General features: G+C 43.7%; 17 protein-coding genes. 9 read left to right on the top strand and 8 right to left on the bottom strand.

What is annotated here, in order from left to right:
• Positions 1 to 588: 588 nt before the first annotated feature.
• From V7K76_RS33015 to V7K76_RS33005, 3 genes are all read left to right on the top strand, one after another.
• Complete coding sequence (locus V7K76_RS33015; protein ID WP_334775570.1) at positions 589 to 2,091, top strand: acyl--CoA ligase; 1,503 nt, start codon at positions 589 to 591, stop codon at positions 2,089 to 2,091.
• A gap of 116 nt (positions 2,092 to 2,207) precedes the next feature.
• Positions 2,208 to 2,414 (top strand): hypothetical protein, encoded by a 207-nt coding sequence (locus tag V7K76_RS33010; protein ID WP_179064108.1) that lies wholly within the window; start codon positions 2,208 to 2,210, stop codon positions 2,412 to 2,414.
• An 18-nt stretch (positions 2,415 to 2,432) separates the two neighbouring features.
• Entirely contained in the window at positions 2,433 to 3,620 is a 1,188-nt protein-coding gene (locus V7K76_RS33005) for an AIR synthase related protein (protein WP_334775571.1), read from the top strand.
• Positions 3,621 to 3,684: 64 nt separating this feature from the next.
• Here the strand turns inward: V7K76_RS33005 and V7K76_RS33000 are convergent, their stop codons facing one another.
• A complete protein-coding gene (locus tag V7K76_RS33000; RefSeq protein WP_334775572.1) occupies positions 3,685 to 3,999 on the bottom strand; it encodes a hypothetical protein in 315 nt (104 codons plus the stop codon).
• Positions 4,000 to 4,420: 421 nt separating this feature from the next.
• Between V7K76_RS33000 and V7K76_RS32995 the strand changes: the two genes are divergently transcribed.
• Positions 4,421 to 5,107 (top strand): PHP domain-containing protein, encoded by a 687-nt coding sequence (locus V7K76_RS32995; RefSeq protein WP_334775573.1) that lies wholly within the window; start codon positions 4,421 to 4,423, stop codon positions 5,105 to 5,107.
• Between the two features lie 148 nt (positions 5,108 to 5,255).
• On the opposite strand, the gene V7K76_RS32990 is transcribed toward V7K76_RS32995, so the two are convergent.
• A complete protein-coding gene (locus V7K76_RS32990) occupies positions 5,256 to 5,735 on the bottom strand; it encodes a hypothetical protein (RefSeq protein WP_334775574.1) in 480 nt (159 codons plus the stop codon).
• Positions 5,736 to 6,231: 496 nt separating this feature from the next.
• On the opposite strand from V7K76_RS32990, the gene V7K76_RS32985 reads away from it, so the two are divergent.
• From V7K76_RS32985 to V7K76_RS32970, 4 genes are all read left to right on the top strand, one after another.
• Entirely contained in the window at positions 6,232 to 6,831 is a 600-nt protein-coding gene (locus V7K76_RS32985; protein WP_334775575.1) for a TetR/AcrR family transcriptional regulator, read from the top strand.
• 17 nt (positions 6,832 to 6,848) lie between these two features.
• Complete coding sequence (locus tag V7K76_RS32980) at positions 6,849 to 7,238, top strand: tautomerase family protein (RefSeq protein ID WP_334775576.1); 390 nt, start codon at positions 6,849 to 6,851, stop codon at positions 7,236 to 7,238.
• Between the two features lie 113 nt (positions 7,239 to 7,351).
• A complete protein-coding gene (locus V7K76_RS32975) occupies positions 7,352 to 7,795 on the top strand; it encodes an acyl-CoA thioesterase (RefSeq protein ID WP_334775577.1) in 444 nt (147 codons plus the stop codon).
• Between the two features lie 20 nt (positions 7,796 to 7,815).
• On the top strand, positions 7,816 to 7,980 hold the full coding sequence (locus V7K76_RS32970; RefSeq protein WP_334775578.1) for a hypothetical protein: 165 nt from the start codon (positions 7,816 to 7,818) through the stop codon (positions 7,978 to 7,980).
• 207 nt (positions 7,981 to 8,187) lie between these two features.
• Here V7K76_RS32970 and V7K76_RS32965 read toward each other — a convergent pair whose 3' ends face one another.
• From V7K76_RS32965 to V7K76_RS32950, 4 genes are all read right to left on the bottom strand, one after another.
• The gene (locus tag V7K76_RS32965; protein ID WP_334775579.1) at positions 8,188 to 9,759 is read right to left on the bottom strand and encodes a serine hydrolase; all 1,572 of its coding nucleotides are present in this window, start codon (positions 9,757 to 9,759) and stop codon (positions 8,188 to 8,190) included.
• A gap of 365 nt (positions 9,760 to 10,124) precedes the next feature.
• On the bottom strand, positions 10,125 to 10,865 hold the full coding sequence (locus tag V7K76_RS32960; RefSeq protein ID WP_334775580.1) for an RNA methyltransferase: 741 nt from the start codon (positions 10,863 to 10,865) through the stop codon (positions 10,125 to 10,127).
• A 123-nt stretch (positions 10,866 to 10,988) separates the two neighbouring features.
• Positions 10,989 to 11,384 (bottom strand): HNH endonuclease, encoded by a 396-nt coding sequence (locus V7K76_RS32955; protein ID WP_334775581.1) that lies wholly within the window; start codon positions 11,382 to 11,384, stop codon positions 10,989 to 10,991.
• Positions 11,385 to 11,386: 2 nt separating this feature from the next.
• Positions 11,387 to 11,728 (bottom strand): hypothetical protein, encoded by a 342-nt coding sequence (locus V7K76_RS32950; protein WP_334775583.1) that lies wholly within the window; start codon positions 11,726 to 11,728, stop codon positions 11,387 to 11,389.
• Positions 11,729 to 11,939: 211 nt separating this feature from the next.
• Here V7K76_RS32950 and menB point away from each other — a divergent pair, with 211 nt between their 5' ends.
• On the top strand, positions 11,940 to 12,773 hold the full coding sequence (menB, locus tag V7K76_RS32945; RefSeq protein ID WP_163936219.1) for a 1,4-dihydroxy-2-naphthoyl-CoA synthase: 834 nt from the start codon (positions 11,940 to 11,942) through the stop codon (positions 12,771 to 12,773).
• A 332-nt stretch (positions 12,774 to 13,105) separates the two neighbouring features.
• Here the strand turns inward: menB and V7K76_RS32940 are convergent, their stop codons facing one another.
• Positions 13,106 to 13,387 (bottom strand): hypothetical protein, encoded by a 282-nt coding sequence (locus V7K76_RS32940; protein WP_334775584.1) that lies wholly within the window; start codon positions 13,385 to 13,387, stop codon positions 13,106 to 13,108.
• Positions 13,388 to 13,829: 442 nt separating this feature from the next.
• On the bottom strand, positions 13,830 to 14,369 hold the full coding sequence (locus V7K76_RS32935; protein WP_334775585.1) for a DUF721 domain-containing protein: 540 nt from the start codon (positions 14,367 to 14,369) through the stop codon (positions 13,830 to 13,832).
• Positions 14,370 to 14,563: the final 194 nt, after the last annotated feature.

The following is a 14,563-nucleotide window of genomic DNA, read 5'->3' as shown; positions in this document are numbered from 1 at the left end:
CGTAATTCGTAATTCGTAATTAAGTTTTGTGAAAGCGACGCGCAAAGCGAGTCTGCGATAGCGCAGCGTTAGCGAGTACTCGAGCGTCGCGTCCGGGGATTTAGACCCCGACCCAAAACTTGCCGGTTATTGAACCGGGGGACTTAAACCCACGGAGTTTGTTAAGGAGGTTAACAATTCAAAATTCAAAATTAAAGACATTTCAGACGAACGCGAGTGCGTCTCGTAGAGAAGAGAAGTGCCTTGCACGGGTTAAGAGCGTTGTGGCAACTGACGCTCCTCCGTCGCTCATAGCGTTGCCATGCCGTTCGCGTTAGCGTCTCTGAAAGAGAAGGGTTTACGCTAGCGCTAACGGGGGATTTAGCGAGAAACGCGGTCTTGGGATGCATCCCAAGTGGAGCGATTTCTCAAGACAAACTCCGACTGAAATGGGTGTTACATGTAGATTGCAGGTTCTTAAACCCTTTAATTTACGATCAAGGAAATAAGATATAGAGTTTCTTTTCCAATGCCCCATGCCCAATGCCCAATGCCCCATGCCCCATGCCCAATGCCCAATGCCCAATTTTATTAATCTGGAGGTTTTAAATGAATTTATTTGAGCTTTTAGCAGGGGAAGACAATCATCCAGCGCTAGTTACGGCTGAGGGGCGATCGCTAACTTATCAGCAATTGCGCGACAATGTTCTTGGACTAGTATCTCAACTCAACAGCTTTGGATTGAAACGGGGAGAACGTATTGCCATTGCGATGAGTAACGGTTCACCAATGGCGATTACCTTTTTGGCTGCTGCTTTATGTGGCACTGCTGCACCCTTAAATCCCAAATACAAGCAAGAAGAATTTGCCTTTTATTACCAAGATACCAAAGCAAAAGCACTGATTACGTTATCTGAGGGGCTAGAAGCAGCCATTGCCTCTGTCACACCCGATATGATGCTGATTAATGCCAAGGTAAACACTGACGGCACATTAAGCTTTGAACTGGGGACTGGGGATTGGGGATTGGGTAATGGGGACTGGGAAAATTTGGTTGGAGACGATGATATAGCGATGATTCTCCATACTAGCGGCACTACGAGTCGTCCCAAGCGTGTGCCAATTCGTCATCGCAACTTAATCGCTTCAGCCAACAACTTCATTGGTGCTTATTCACTCACAGCCGCAGATACGACACTTTGTCTAATGCCCCTGTTCCATATTCACGGATTGGTGGGCTGTTTGCTGGCAACTCTGGCATCGGGCGGTACACTAGTTTGTCCCAATGGTTTTAATGCCCTGGAGTTTTGGAAACTGGTAGATATCTACAAACCCACCTGGTACTCCGCAGCGCCAACTATGCACCAGGCAATTTTGGCACGCGCTAGCCGCAACACAGAAATTGTTAAAGCTAACCGCTTTCGTTTTATTCGCTCTAGCAGCGCTTCTTTGCCCCCGGTTATCATTGAACAGCTGGAGGCTACTCTAAATGCTCCGGTGGTAGAAGCTTATAGCATGACTGAAGCATCTCACTTAATGACCACTAATCCCCTACCGCCAAAAGTCAGGAAACCGGGTACTGTTGGTTATGGCTTCGGTGTCGAAGTAGGGATTATGGACTCTGAAGGCAACCTATTATCTCAGGGAAGCTTGGGTGAAGTGGTGGTAAAAGCACCCAATGTTATAGATGGCTACGAAAATAATCCAGAAGCTAATGCCACTGCTTTTGTAAACGGTTGGTTCCGCACAGGAGATCAGGGTACTGTGGACGAAGACAGCTATCTCCGCTTGACTGGACGCATTAAAGAATTGATTAACCGAGGTGGGGAAAAATTTTCTCCATTAGAAGTGGATGATGTCTTGTTGCGTCATCCCGCAGTTGCCGAAGCCTTAGCTTTTGCTGTCCCCCACAAATCTTTAGGAGAAGATATCCACGCTGCTGTAGTTCTGAAAGCAGAAGTTAGCGAAAAAGAACTTTTAACTCACTGTTCAACCATGCTGGCAGACTTCAAAGTTCCCAAGCAAGTTCATATTTTAGATCAACTACCTCGTGGTGCTACCGGGAAACTACAACGGTTGGCGATCGCAAAATTGTTGAATATCGGGGAGTAGGGAGTGGGGAGAAAGATGGCGCTGCTCAAAAAAAAATCTCGCAAGCTGAGTTGGTGAAATTGTAGATTGCAGGTTCTTAAACCCTTGAATTTACCATCAAATAGGAGTACTAGTAAATGAATAGCAAAGAACTAGCGCAATACATCGAAGCAACCAATAGCATTACTAAACCTTGGCTTTTAGTACAACTGCGCCTTAAGAAATTACAAGAACGTCGAGCTATGCTTGCAGACGATGTTTATACCAAAGAATTAGAAGATATTCACCTAGACTTGATGAAATTGGGTGAATGGTGGCGCGGTATTGAAGATGAGGTATTTTAAAGTGAGGAGTTAGGAGTTATGAGTTTTCCTAACTCCTCACTTTTCACTTTTTACTTAAAACGCAACCTGATGCCTCAAGCTCTCGATCAAGTCGATTACGATACTCTCGATGCTGCAAAACGACGCTTCATCGATGCTGCAAAACGCACACTGGGTTTTGCAAGCACATACGGCATAGTGCCCGCGTCGGGTTTAGGAGCCAGCGCCAATGCTTTTAGCTTCAACCTGGCTCCATTTCTAGAGGCCGGGGCTAGAGAACTTTCGATGACACTTGTACCCGAAGGACTGGGCACCGCAGACGATACCCGCCCTGACGACCTCAGTGAACAAGAACTGCGACGATTCTGGTGGAATATTGGTATCAAGATTATCTCGTGTCTGACGAATGATGCTGCAACTTCCGGTATGCAGACTATACTTCTCGGTCTTTATTTGCCGTCGAGTACTCCTGAAACAATCTTTACCCCCGCATTTCTTGATGGGTTTCTGGATGGAGTGGTTGAAGCCTGTAAACGAGTGGGTTGTGTCTATCTTTCAGGGGAAACTCCTCAACTAAAAACGAAGATGATTCCAGGGCGACTCGACATTGCCGGCTCGGTTTTTGGCGTTATGCCGGCTGGTGTTGCTCCGATTGATAGCTCGCGTCTGGATGCCGGAAATACTATTGTTCTCGTCGAGAGTTCGGGCCCCCATGAGAACGGCTTTACCCCATTGCGAAAGCTGGCTGAGTCGCTCCCTGATGGCTATAGAACAAAACTCCCAAGTGGGCAGGAGTTCTGGGAAGCGATAAATGCTGCATCATATCTCTATACGCCGCTTGTACAGGCGGTGCTTAGTGAGGGGATTCGTCCCACAGCGATGGAGAATATTACTGGTCATGGCTGGCAAAAGCTGATGCGTTCGGTGAAACCGCTCCGGTATGTTATCGAAACGATGCTCCCAGTACCAGAGATATTTACCTTTGTTGAGGGTCATCTTGAGGGTGGAGTCCAGACGATGCTTTCGGTGTTCAATTACGGTGCAGGATTCGCATTCTATACAGAGTCGGAGCAGGATGCAGAAAAAATTGTCCTACTTGCAAGGGAACATCAACTCTCGGCTGTGATTGCCGGAAGGGTTGAAACTTCCCTTAGTCGCGAGGTAGTAATAGAACCCTTGGGAATTACTTTGAAGGGAGATTCTTTTGGGATAGCGCGAGGGGTGTAATAAGCTGCTAGCGTAGACATAGCCCGTTGTAGACATCGCCAATTTTCTGAAAGCTATTCTAAACTCACCAAAGAGGCAGGGGGCAGGGAGCAGGGGAGAAAAATTCGCTCATTTCCCCTGCCATCTGGGTTTCAGAGCCAATAAATTTATCGTAAATTAAAGGGTTTAAGAACCTGCAATCTACATGTAGCACCCATTTCAGTCGGGGTTTGTCTTGAGAAATCACTCCACTTGGGATGCATCCCAAGACCGCGTTTCTCGCTAAATCCCCGTCTGAAATTTCTTTAATTTTGAATTTTAAATTTTGAATTGTTAAGTATGGGGTTCTCACCCTGCCACCTGCCCCTTTTCCTCTTGGTGACAGAATCTTCTTATTCATGCGGTTTTATGCGATGCCTGCGGCGGGCTACGCCTACGCTAAAGTTGTTATTAGTTAAATCAAAGCGATAATTACTGAGGTAAATAACGATTTTTACACACAAATTATAGTTGCATTTCCAGCTGATTATAGCTAACTACTCTAAAAAGCCTTTAGTATCTAAGTCATTTAGCACAGATGCTATAGACGTATTTATGAAGTTTTAGATGCAATATTTATTACTACTTAAAAATAAAGTAGTACAAATTACCCATGACTACCGAGATTAAGATTTGCTAACGTAGTCTTAACATATTGAAAAATTTGCTGAGAAAGCTGAGAAAGTAGCAACCAACACTAATTTTTTAGTGGTGGATCTTTCTTATCTGTAGATGTAGCGTTTTAGTGTGTTAAGAATATATATTTTTGTTCAGAGGGAGTTATGGCTGTAAATTTGGCCCGGACTACTGCTTCGGCAGAACTTTTGAAGCAAGTATTCCATAACATTGATGCACATAGTTGTCCAAAGTTATTCAACTTTCACATGCACACTGTCTACTCGGATGGCAGGTTGCAGCCGAGTGCATTGATGGAGCAGGCGATCGCGATTGGGCTGAAAGGGTTAGCTATTACCGATCATCATGGTATTATCGGCTATCAAGCATCACTTGCTTGGTTAGAAGATTGGAAGTGGAGTCATGCTGGTGTCAGCACTCCTTACTTGTGGAGTGGTGTGGAAATCAATGCCAATCTTTTGGATACAGAAGTTCACATTTTGGCTTACGCTTTTGGAACAGAACACCCTAGTATGAAACCCTATCTGCAAAGAAGACCGACTATAGGGCAAGAATATCAGGCAAGTAACGTAATTGCCGCGATTCATGAAGCCGGGGGCTTGGCAGTTTTGGCTCATCCGGCTCGTTACAAGCGATCGCATTTTGACTTAATTCCCGCTGCTGCCCAAAAGGGTATCGATGGCGTGGAAACTTTCTACGCCTACAATAACCCCAACCCCTGGAAACCCAGCATCGTGGAATCAGAACAAGTGCAAAAGTTGGCTGATGAATACTTTCTTTTCAATACCTGTGGTACTGATACCCACGGTTTGAGCCTGTTACAACGCTTGTAAAGATGAATCAATTTGTTTTTATACCCCTGGTTCAAGCAGCCAGGAGGTTATCTTTTTTTGGATATTCAATAGTCGAGCCTGATATTAACCCACATTTGGCAGGTTAGCTTGAAAATCAGGGTATTTTCTCCAACTAAAATTTGACTACTCAAAATTTTTTAAACACCCTCTTAGCGCCACTCTTGTTTTTTCTGTGTCGCTGCGATGCTAATCTTTTTTTGGTTTGCTGACGAAGTTGCTGTGCTAGGAGTGCGGCTTCCCTTTCGGCTCGGAATAAATCAACTCTTCGCGTTGTCAAAACAAATGATTCATCCGGCTTTCGTTTTACCCAAGGGACACTAACTGCGAAATACTGACAAATATTTTTGTACGCATCCTGACTTAGGACTGGGTAACGTTTTTGAGTATTCAGTGTGTTAGCGATCGCTTTCAACTCCAATATCGCTGCTTCTAACTCCCCTGCCATCTGATTAATACGTTCGACTTGCGTGATTAAACGCTCCCGTTCACTGATGATTTTTTCCTCTTGGGGTTGCAGTGGCACTATAGCAGTAGTTACAGATGTCGGCTGCAACAGTGAAACTTTCACCAAAATGGGCTTTTTGTCCGTGTTTTGAATTTTTTTCATACTACTACCTCAAGTAAGGCTAGCTGACTTGTAAGGCATTGTAGCAGCATTTAGTACATTTGTACTAAATATTTTGCCGCACTCGGAATTCAGAACTCAGCACTCAAAACTCATACCAATTCACGAAAATCCTGATACATTTTTAACCGAGTACCGTGGGTTTAAATCCCCCGGTTCAATAACCGGCAAGTTTTGGGTCGGGGTCTAAATCCCCGGACGCGACTCGAAAATACTCGCTTGCCGCCGGCGCTATCGCAGACTCGCTTTGCGCGTCGCTTTCACAAAACTTAATTACGAATTACGAATTACGAATTACGAATTATTTAAGGCTTTACGCTACGCGATCGCAAATCTAAAATCCAAAATTGTTTGACTTTCAAGCGAATATTATGATATTTGTAAGTCAGACCATTCGGTCGGTAATATTTTATTTACAGCAATTATCAATTCAATAAACCCCAGTACCCAATCCCAAGTCACCAGTCCCCAATCCCCAATGTCCAAAGGCGAAGAAACAAAAAGCAGAATTCTCCGGCAAGCAGCCGAACTGTTTAACCAACAGGGGTATGCAGGATCATCGATGTCTGACATTATGCGTGTTACTGGATTGCAAAAAGGAGGAATTTACAATCACTTTCAAAGCAAAGATGATCTCGCGCTACAGGCTTTTGACTTTGCGATCGCTCATATCAGACAGCATACTAGATTTGCATTACGAAGCAAACGCCACGCCATAGAACGTCTGCAAGCAATCATTGGGGTATTTAGTAGCTTCGCAGAAAATCCACCGATCAAGGGAGGGTGTCCATTGCTGAATACTGCTGTAGAGAGTGATGATGCTCATCCGGCGTTGCGAGAACGCGCTCAACAAGCGATGAACTCGTGGCTGCATCTGATTCATCGAATTATTGAGACGGGAATTGAAAAGGGTGAAATTCGCCCAGAAGTGAGTGCTGATGAAATCGCTACCATCATCATTGCAACGTTAGAAGGAGCCATAATGATGAGCAAGCTTTATGGAGATTCAATTCACATGCACAGAGTAATTAATCACCTGAATCAATACTTGGAAACTCACCGAAACAGTACTCAGTAATCCTGAACTTTAAAAGTATGGCACAAATCAAGGTATATGGTTTAGCAGAAAAATTAAATCCTGTAAAAATAGAGCTATCAAATATAATTCATGCCTCTGTTATTCAGGTTTTAAAAATTACCCCTGAAAAAAGATTTCACCGTTTTTTCCCATTGGATAAATCAGATTTTTACTATCCATCTGATAGATCAGACAATTATCTGATTATTGAAATTAGTATGTTTGAGGGGCGATCGGTGGAGACAAAAAAACAGTTGATTCGCCTACTTATTGAAAATATTAATGAAAAATTGAATATTGCTGTGTATGACATTGAAATCACAATTTTTGAAACGCCTAAATATAACTGGGGTATTAGAGGTTTACCTGGTGACGAGTTAATCTTAAACTACAAAGTAGAAGTTTGAAACTATATATGGCTAAAGGGTTATTAGACAATTAATAATTACTCATACCTAAAATAGATGAATAATTTTACCATCTTACAAACCAATCGGTCTTAAAACTCCTGGGATAAATAATGCTAGTAAATAACAACTTACATAGACCATTAGAAGTAGTATTGGCGATTCCTGTAAGAACTTATGATATTGACTTTATGGGAATCGTGAGTAATATTGTGTATATCAGATGGCTAGAGGATTTACGTTTAAAGTTTTTAGATGAACATTGGCAACTCAATCAACAAATTGAGCAAGGATATACACCGATTATAGCTGGAACAGAAATTGAATATAAACGTCCGATAATGATGATTGATCAAGTAATTGGACGTTTATGGCTGAGTAATTTAGGACGGTTGAAGTGGACTGTGCAAGCTGAAATTTTATCTAACAATGAGTTAGCAGCAGTAGCTACCCAGAAGGGTGCTTTTGTCAATTTGCAAAATAGTCGTCTTATTCCCATTCCAGAGGAATTACAGAAGAAATATTTACAGTATCAACAAGGGATTCAGAAGATTTAATTTCCTGAAGGAGATTTGAAATGAGAAAACCAAGCATCCTAGTTACAGGCGCTACTGGACGACATGGTGGTACTGGCATTCGCATTGTGGAAATTTTGAGGAGCCAAGGCTTCTTTGTAAAGGCTATGGTTCGCCGCAAAGACGAGCGTAGTTTACAACCCCTTCGGGGCGGGAGTAGGGAGTAGGGGAAGAAATTAGCCCTCGATTTAGGTTTAAAGCCGTACTTCGTCCCACTGCGCGAACGCCCGCAAGTGGCGCGAACGCGAACAGCGTCTCGTCAGAGAAAAAATCCTTGTATCGCATATTGGTTGAAACCCCGCTTTTCGGAAAAGCTTTCTTAGTTTCCCTACTCCCTACTCCCTTTCATTTTTTCCTTGTTCAGTCATTACGAATTATCTTGGAGGGTAATACTGAGGATTCATCACTGGCGATTGATAACCGTTTGCCGGTACAGTACTTCCCATACTGTTGGGTACAGGAGTGACAACAGGAGGCTGATAAATGCTCATGGGAACTGTGCCTGTTGTACCGTTGGGTAAAGCAGGATTCACAACCTGGGGCTGATAACCATTTGCGGGTACTGTATTTGTAGTAGTGCCAGGTGTGACAGCATTCTGGCTAAACTCTTGGTAAGCTAAACGAGAAATTGAGCTAATCAATTTTTCGGCACGAGGATCGTTTTCAGGGCGTTGTACCATTACAGAGGCTATGTAGCGCTTGCCAGTTGGAACAACAATTAAACCTGCATCTGCCAACATTGTGCCGATATCACCCGTTTTGTGGTATGCTCTCGCACCTGTTCCTAAACCTGAGGGTAGCAGAGTGTCTTTCTGGGTGCGGCGCAAAATATCGAGCATGAGGTCGCGTGATGGCGCACTCACTAAATTTCCCTGACTCACAATGGCCATCAAATTTCCTAGTTCCTTGGGACTAGTAGTGTTTGTCCCTTGCAAATCTGGGAGTTGATTGCGAATTACCGTGGTTGTCAATCCCCAACTGCGGAAACGCTGGTTTAAAGCGTCTATTCCTCCGAGTCGAGCAATCAGCATATTTGTTGCCGTGTTGTCGCTGATTGTAATCATTTTAGTGACGACTTCCAGAGCGGCGTACTGGGTTCCAGGTGGTTTGTATTGCAGATTACCTGAACCGCCAGCTACCAAATCCTGTTGCATGGTTAGCATTTCATCCAGGTGAATTTTCCCTGCGTCCACATCCTGGAAAAAGGCAAGCAAAATCGGCACTTTAATCGTACTGGCCGCTGGAAAACTGGTAGAGGCATTGATATCTACATAACTACCAGTATCCAAATCTACTAAGAAAACTCCGGGTGTGAGATTTGGGTTAGTGGCCGCCAAATTTTGCACGGCATTTTTCAACGAGGTAATTTCTTGAGATAGATATAGAGTTGAAGACGCAACTAGAGGAGTTTGGGAAGGTTGCGGCTGCGATCGCAGCACATTACTATTAGATTGCGATGTCGAACTTGTGCTGATGCGATTTGCTGGGTCTAATACTGACAACGCCGTGCCCACAATTGCACCCATCCCCACACCCACAATCAATAACCGCAAAACATACAATATGGTTTTGGCCATTGGCTTTAACCGGGTTTTCCGCGATGAGCGCCTGCTTGTTTTTGGCTTTTCCATCCGCACTGTTTTAACCATCACAGCACCCGGACGGAAGGGAGGAATTTTTCCCTTTCCATTAGGTATTGGTTTTACTGCCGTTGGCATGACTAACCCCGATTTTACCCTACGTGTAGTACCAGGGATTGGGGGAGGAATGATTTGATTTTTTGAGCGTGTTAGTGCCCCTTCTTGTCCATTTGTAGTTGGCGGTTGGCTGTTAGCTTTAGCTTTAACTTTCTTCTTCACCACTTTATGAACTTTTTGTGGCGGCTGGCGGCGATTTAAGGGTTGACGCCGTGAGAAAGCTGTTAGTTCGTCACTTGACTCTGACACAGTTACTCCTTGTGACCCACTTGACCGTGCCAATTTTAGATTTTAGATTTTAGATTATTTCGGTACAAGCCCCGCCCCTGGTGGACGGAATAAATCCATTCTTACGCTCCTACGTCGCTAATGCTACGCTATCGTAAATCTAAAATCCCCAAGCCCCGCACCCTTGTAGTCGGGGTCAATCCAAAATCGTAAATCTAAAATCCAAAATTGATTGACTGTTTTCTTGCAGACTCCTGACCCAAAACTTAATCTTTAAGCAATATTAATACTCAAATTCTACTTTGCCACTAAGTAACATTTTTGTGTTTAGTTTAAGCGATATTAAATATTTTGGGGGGATGATTGCGTATATATTAAACGAATAATTACAAGTTTTCACCATCCCTCTGATTTTTCAGGGCCCATTCTACCTGCTGCAAAATTCCTCGTAGCATGGCTACTTCCCCAGTCTTCAGATGAGCGCGATTATATAGTTGGCGAAATTTTCCCATGCGACTTGCTGCTGTATGGGGATACACATAACCAATTTTCAGTAATAGTGATTCTAATTGCTGGTAGTATCCTTCCACAGCATCTAAGGTTGCGAGTTCTTTTTCGGGTAAGGTTTGGGTATCAAGTTGCTGGGCAGATTGTGACAATTCATAACAACAGATTGCTACAGCAGTAGCCAAATTCAGGGCGACATAATCTTGACTTGTGGGAATGCCAACAAACCTCTGTGCATAATTTAATTCTTCATTGCTTAATCCTCGGTCTTCTCTGCCAAAAATTAGGGCTGCGGGTTTTTCTGGTTCCTCCAGTAACCAGGGTAGTGCAGTGCGGGGGTTTTCTAAGGGTGTTTCCAAACTGCGAATGCGACCAGTGGTAGCGATCGCCCGTACACATCCATGCAATGCTTCTGGTAAGGTTGCCACTATTACCGCAGATTCTATAATTTCCTGAGCGTGAACAGCCATCATCAAAGCTTCCGTCGAAAGCGGATCGCATTGGGGGTTCACTAATACTAAATTATATAGACCGAAATTTTTCATTACCCTGGCGATCGCGCCGATATTTATCGGCCCAGCTGGTTCTACCAACACAATTCTTAATCCAGCCAAGCCCATTTTTTGCCTCCTGCGATCGCACCAGTACTTACAGACTAATTTTCAGCATCGTAGTTCTGCTGAAGAGTTTCCTTGAAATCATTTTACCTGTGTAAGTGAATGCCTGCGTCAGGTCTGAAGAGTTCAGCGCAATCTTTGCCGTTGGGCTAGTCGTCCGTCACTATTTATTTGTAGTAATCTAATCGTTGTACGTCCCATAGGCGTTAATCCCACTAGATTCAGTTCTGAAAAGATGAAGTGTTCAGCCCATTTCTGGGTGCGTGGGTTAAAGAGAAAACTAAAAGCCCGTGTTTCTGGATCGAAAGATCCTAAGTCAGTGCCTTTATGACGATTACATCGCCAGCAGGTGAGGGCTAAATTATCAGCATTTGTTGCGCCACCGTGCTTTTGAGCAATAACATGATCTATCTCATGGGCAAAAAAAGCAACTTCTGCGGGTAATTGGCAATATTCACATCTGTAGTTTGCGCGTTCTTCTACGAGTCGGCGAAGAACAACCGGAATATAGGTTGCACTCACAGTCAGCTGGTCAAATAAGATAAGTTACCTGCTTTAATCATCACAACTAAGTGTTCAATACGTTCGTATTCATCTAGTTCTTGCAACTCCGTGGGTGTAAGTTCACCTGCGTTACTCCGTGTTAACAAGGTACGCAACCGTTCTTGCATTTCGGGAGTAGGTTTAAATTCAGCAATTTGTTCAGGAGTAGGGTTGCTAGCCAAAAAATCTAGGATATATCGGTAAACTTGTGCTGGTACAGCTGGTTGTTGGAGACTCAATGCAAGTAGTTCAGGTAAGCGATCGCCTACTTGTGCTAGTTGTTGAGATAATTCCTCTGATACTTCTAGGGTGATTCTTGGCATGGGGATTGCATTGGCAATTTACTTATTATTAAATGATATATCTCGAAAATTTTCATTACCCTAGCGATCGCTCCGACATTTATTCCTTCTTCCCAGTCCCCAATCCCCAATGCCCAGTCCCTTACCTCTACGAGTGATTCAGAAATCAAAGACGCTCGATAGCGCTACGTCCGCGATAAAATTCTCAAGCACAATAGCGCACTCCATACCAATGCAAATTAACTGGCAAACTGCCAAAACCTACGAAGATATTCTGTATCAAAAAACTGATGGCATTGCAAAAATCACCATCAACCGTCCCCACAAACGCAATGCTTTCCGTCCTGAAACCGTCTTTGAATTGTATGACGCTTTCTGTAATGCTCGTGAAGATACCACTATTGGTGTTGTCCTATTTACTGGCTATGGCCCACATACTGATGGCAAATATGCCTTCTGTTCTGGTGGCGACCAAAGCGTGCGGGGACATGCAGGTTACGTGGATGATACTGGCATTCCCCGCTTGAATGTGCTGGACTTACAACGCCTGATTCGTTCCATGCCGAAAGTGGTGATTGCTTTAGTGGCTGGATATGCGATCGGTGGTGGACATGTTCTACACTTGATTTGCGACCTGACCATCGCCGCCGATAACGCCATTTTCGGACAGACTGGCCCGAAAGTCGGCAGTTTCGACGGTGGTTTTGGAGCCAGCTATCTCGCCCGCATCGTGGGACAAAAAAAAGCTAGAGAAATTTGGTTTCTCTGCCGCCAATATGATGCACAACAAGCGCTAGAAATGGGCTTAATTAATTGTGTTGTTCCAGTGGAACAACTAGAAGCCGAAGGTATTCAATGGGCGCAGGAGATTTTAGAAAAAAGCCCGATCGCAATTCGGTGTCTCAAAGCCGCCTTCAACGCTGATTGTGACGGACAAGCTGGTTTGCAAGAACTCGCTGGCAACGCCACCCTACTTTATTACATGACAGAAGAAGGGTCTGAAGGCAAACAAGCCTTTCTCGAAAAGCGTCCACCAGATTTCCGCTCTTTCCCTTGGTTGCCTTAGAATTCCAAAAATCGCACCTCACTAAAGGGTGCGATTTTTTTAGATATCAACTTTTACAGCACTAAAAATCTTAAAAACAAATCTTATTTTAAGTAGACTACAAACTCAGTCCAGTAATAATGGATGACTAAATTACCACTGCTTTAGTCTTTACCTGTTCAGATATAAGTAAGTCCGTGCTAATATTTTCAGCTATGTTAAGGAATTTTAATGTAGGGTGTGTTGTCGCCAAGCGCAGCACGATCAACAATCTCAGGTGCATTAGCCTACGGCATAACACACCCTACAGCTAATTTATATTTCTTCATATACATTGAATTTTTCTCACCGACTTACTTAGAAGCAGTTATTTCCTCTATCGGGACAAGAGCAGCATTGTCTAAATCTGAAGCTAGAGATTGACAAGATGTTAAAACTGGGGCTGCATCTGGCAAACCCCAAGCATCCTCCAAGGTTTCCCAAGAAGGTGCAAAAGGTGGAAGCGCCAAAGAGCAAGCCTTCCAAGTTGCTTGAACTGGTGCGCCCAACTGCTGGCACATTCCACCACGGCGACCCTCTGGCTGGTAATGACGGCAATATTTACAGGCAGATGCTAAAACTTTAATGGCTTTCATTAGGATTCATCTTTAGTGTAGTTTCTGGCTGAATTTCATCTTTATATTCTGCTTCTATATATAAAGACAGAGAAAAGCCAAAAAGTCATTATTTGATATAGGTTTCAGCGATCCCAAGTAAAAAGTAAACTTCAGGATATTTTTATAATCTTGTCATATATTTAAATAATCCTTAGAGCAGTTACATATAAATATCGTCTAAAACTTATTAGGGATCAAGATTAAAACTAAAGCTTTTGATTTCTCCAGCCTTTTAACTTATTTCTTAAATCCTCCTTAAGGCAGAGAATTTTAGATAAATAGTCTGCTTTGCATATCACATTCGGCAGACTTTAGCAGTAAAATAATATCTTTTCTCAAGATTCAGAACTATTTGATGTAATGGCAGCAGGTTACTTCAGGATAAATTCTGCTTAACGAATAATGCTCAACTATTTTGCCTTCAAAAGCGTTTAGCAGCACAGATAGAACAGACTTCCCAGCGTTGGAGTTCACCTGCTGGTGTAGGAGATTGACATTGGGGACAAAGGGGTAAGCCATGCGATCGCGATCGCATAATCTTCGTCCAATGTCCAAAAGCCGCATTCACATCCTTCGTGGGTGTAGCATCAGGGTGTTTAATCTCATCACCAAGATAACTGGGATGCTCATCGGGCGAAACCGATTGTTGCTGTTTTCTCTCCACAGATCGATTTTGCCAGCCAGCAGTAGAGAAGCGAATATCAAGCAAAGGCGTTGGCAGCTTTTTATTTAACTTTAAAAGTAGGGATGTGCGACCAAAAGTCAAGTTTTGCGCCCAAGCAGCACTAGAAGTTGCTACCGACAAAACATCACGCTGAATCGACAATGGCCGAGCATTTGCAGCAACCACAGGGCCAACAACTTCTGCCCAACACTTGAGTAGAAGTTGAAATGGTTGCTCCTGCCATTTAGCCTGCTTTTCCAGAATCCCTAAAATATCATTAATTGATTTCAACGACATCGTTAAAGGTGGAGAGTGGGGAATGGGGAGTGGGGAGTGGGGAGTGGGGAAGATGAGGGAGCAGGGAGCAGGGAGAAGAATTTTCCCCTCCGCCCCCCGCACCCCGCCCCTCTGCCTCTTTTCAATGCCCAATGCCCAATGCCCCATGCCCAATCTATCTATTTAAATAATTTCCGCTACTATTGTCACAAATA

Source organism: Nostoc sp. (assembly GCF_036917975.1).
GTDB lineage: Bacteria > Cyanobacteriota > Cyanobacteriia > Cyanobacteriales > Nostocaceae > Nostoc.
This window is presented reverse-complemented; position numbering and strand designations above follow the sequence as displayed.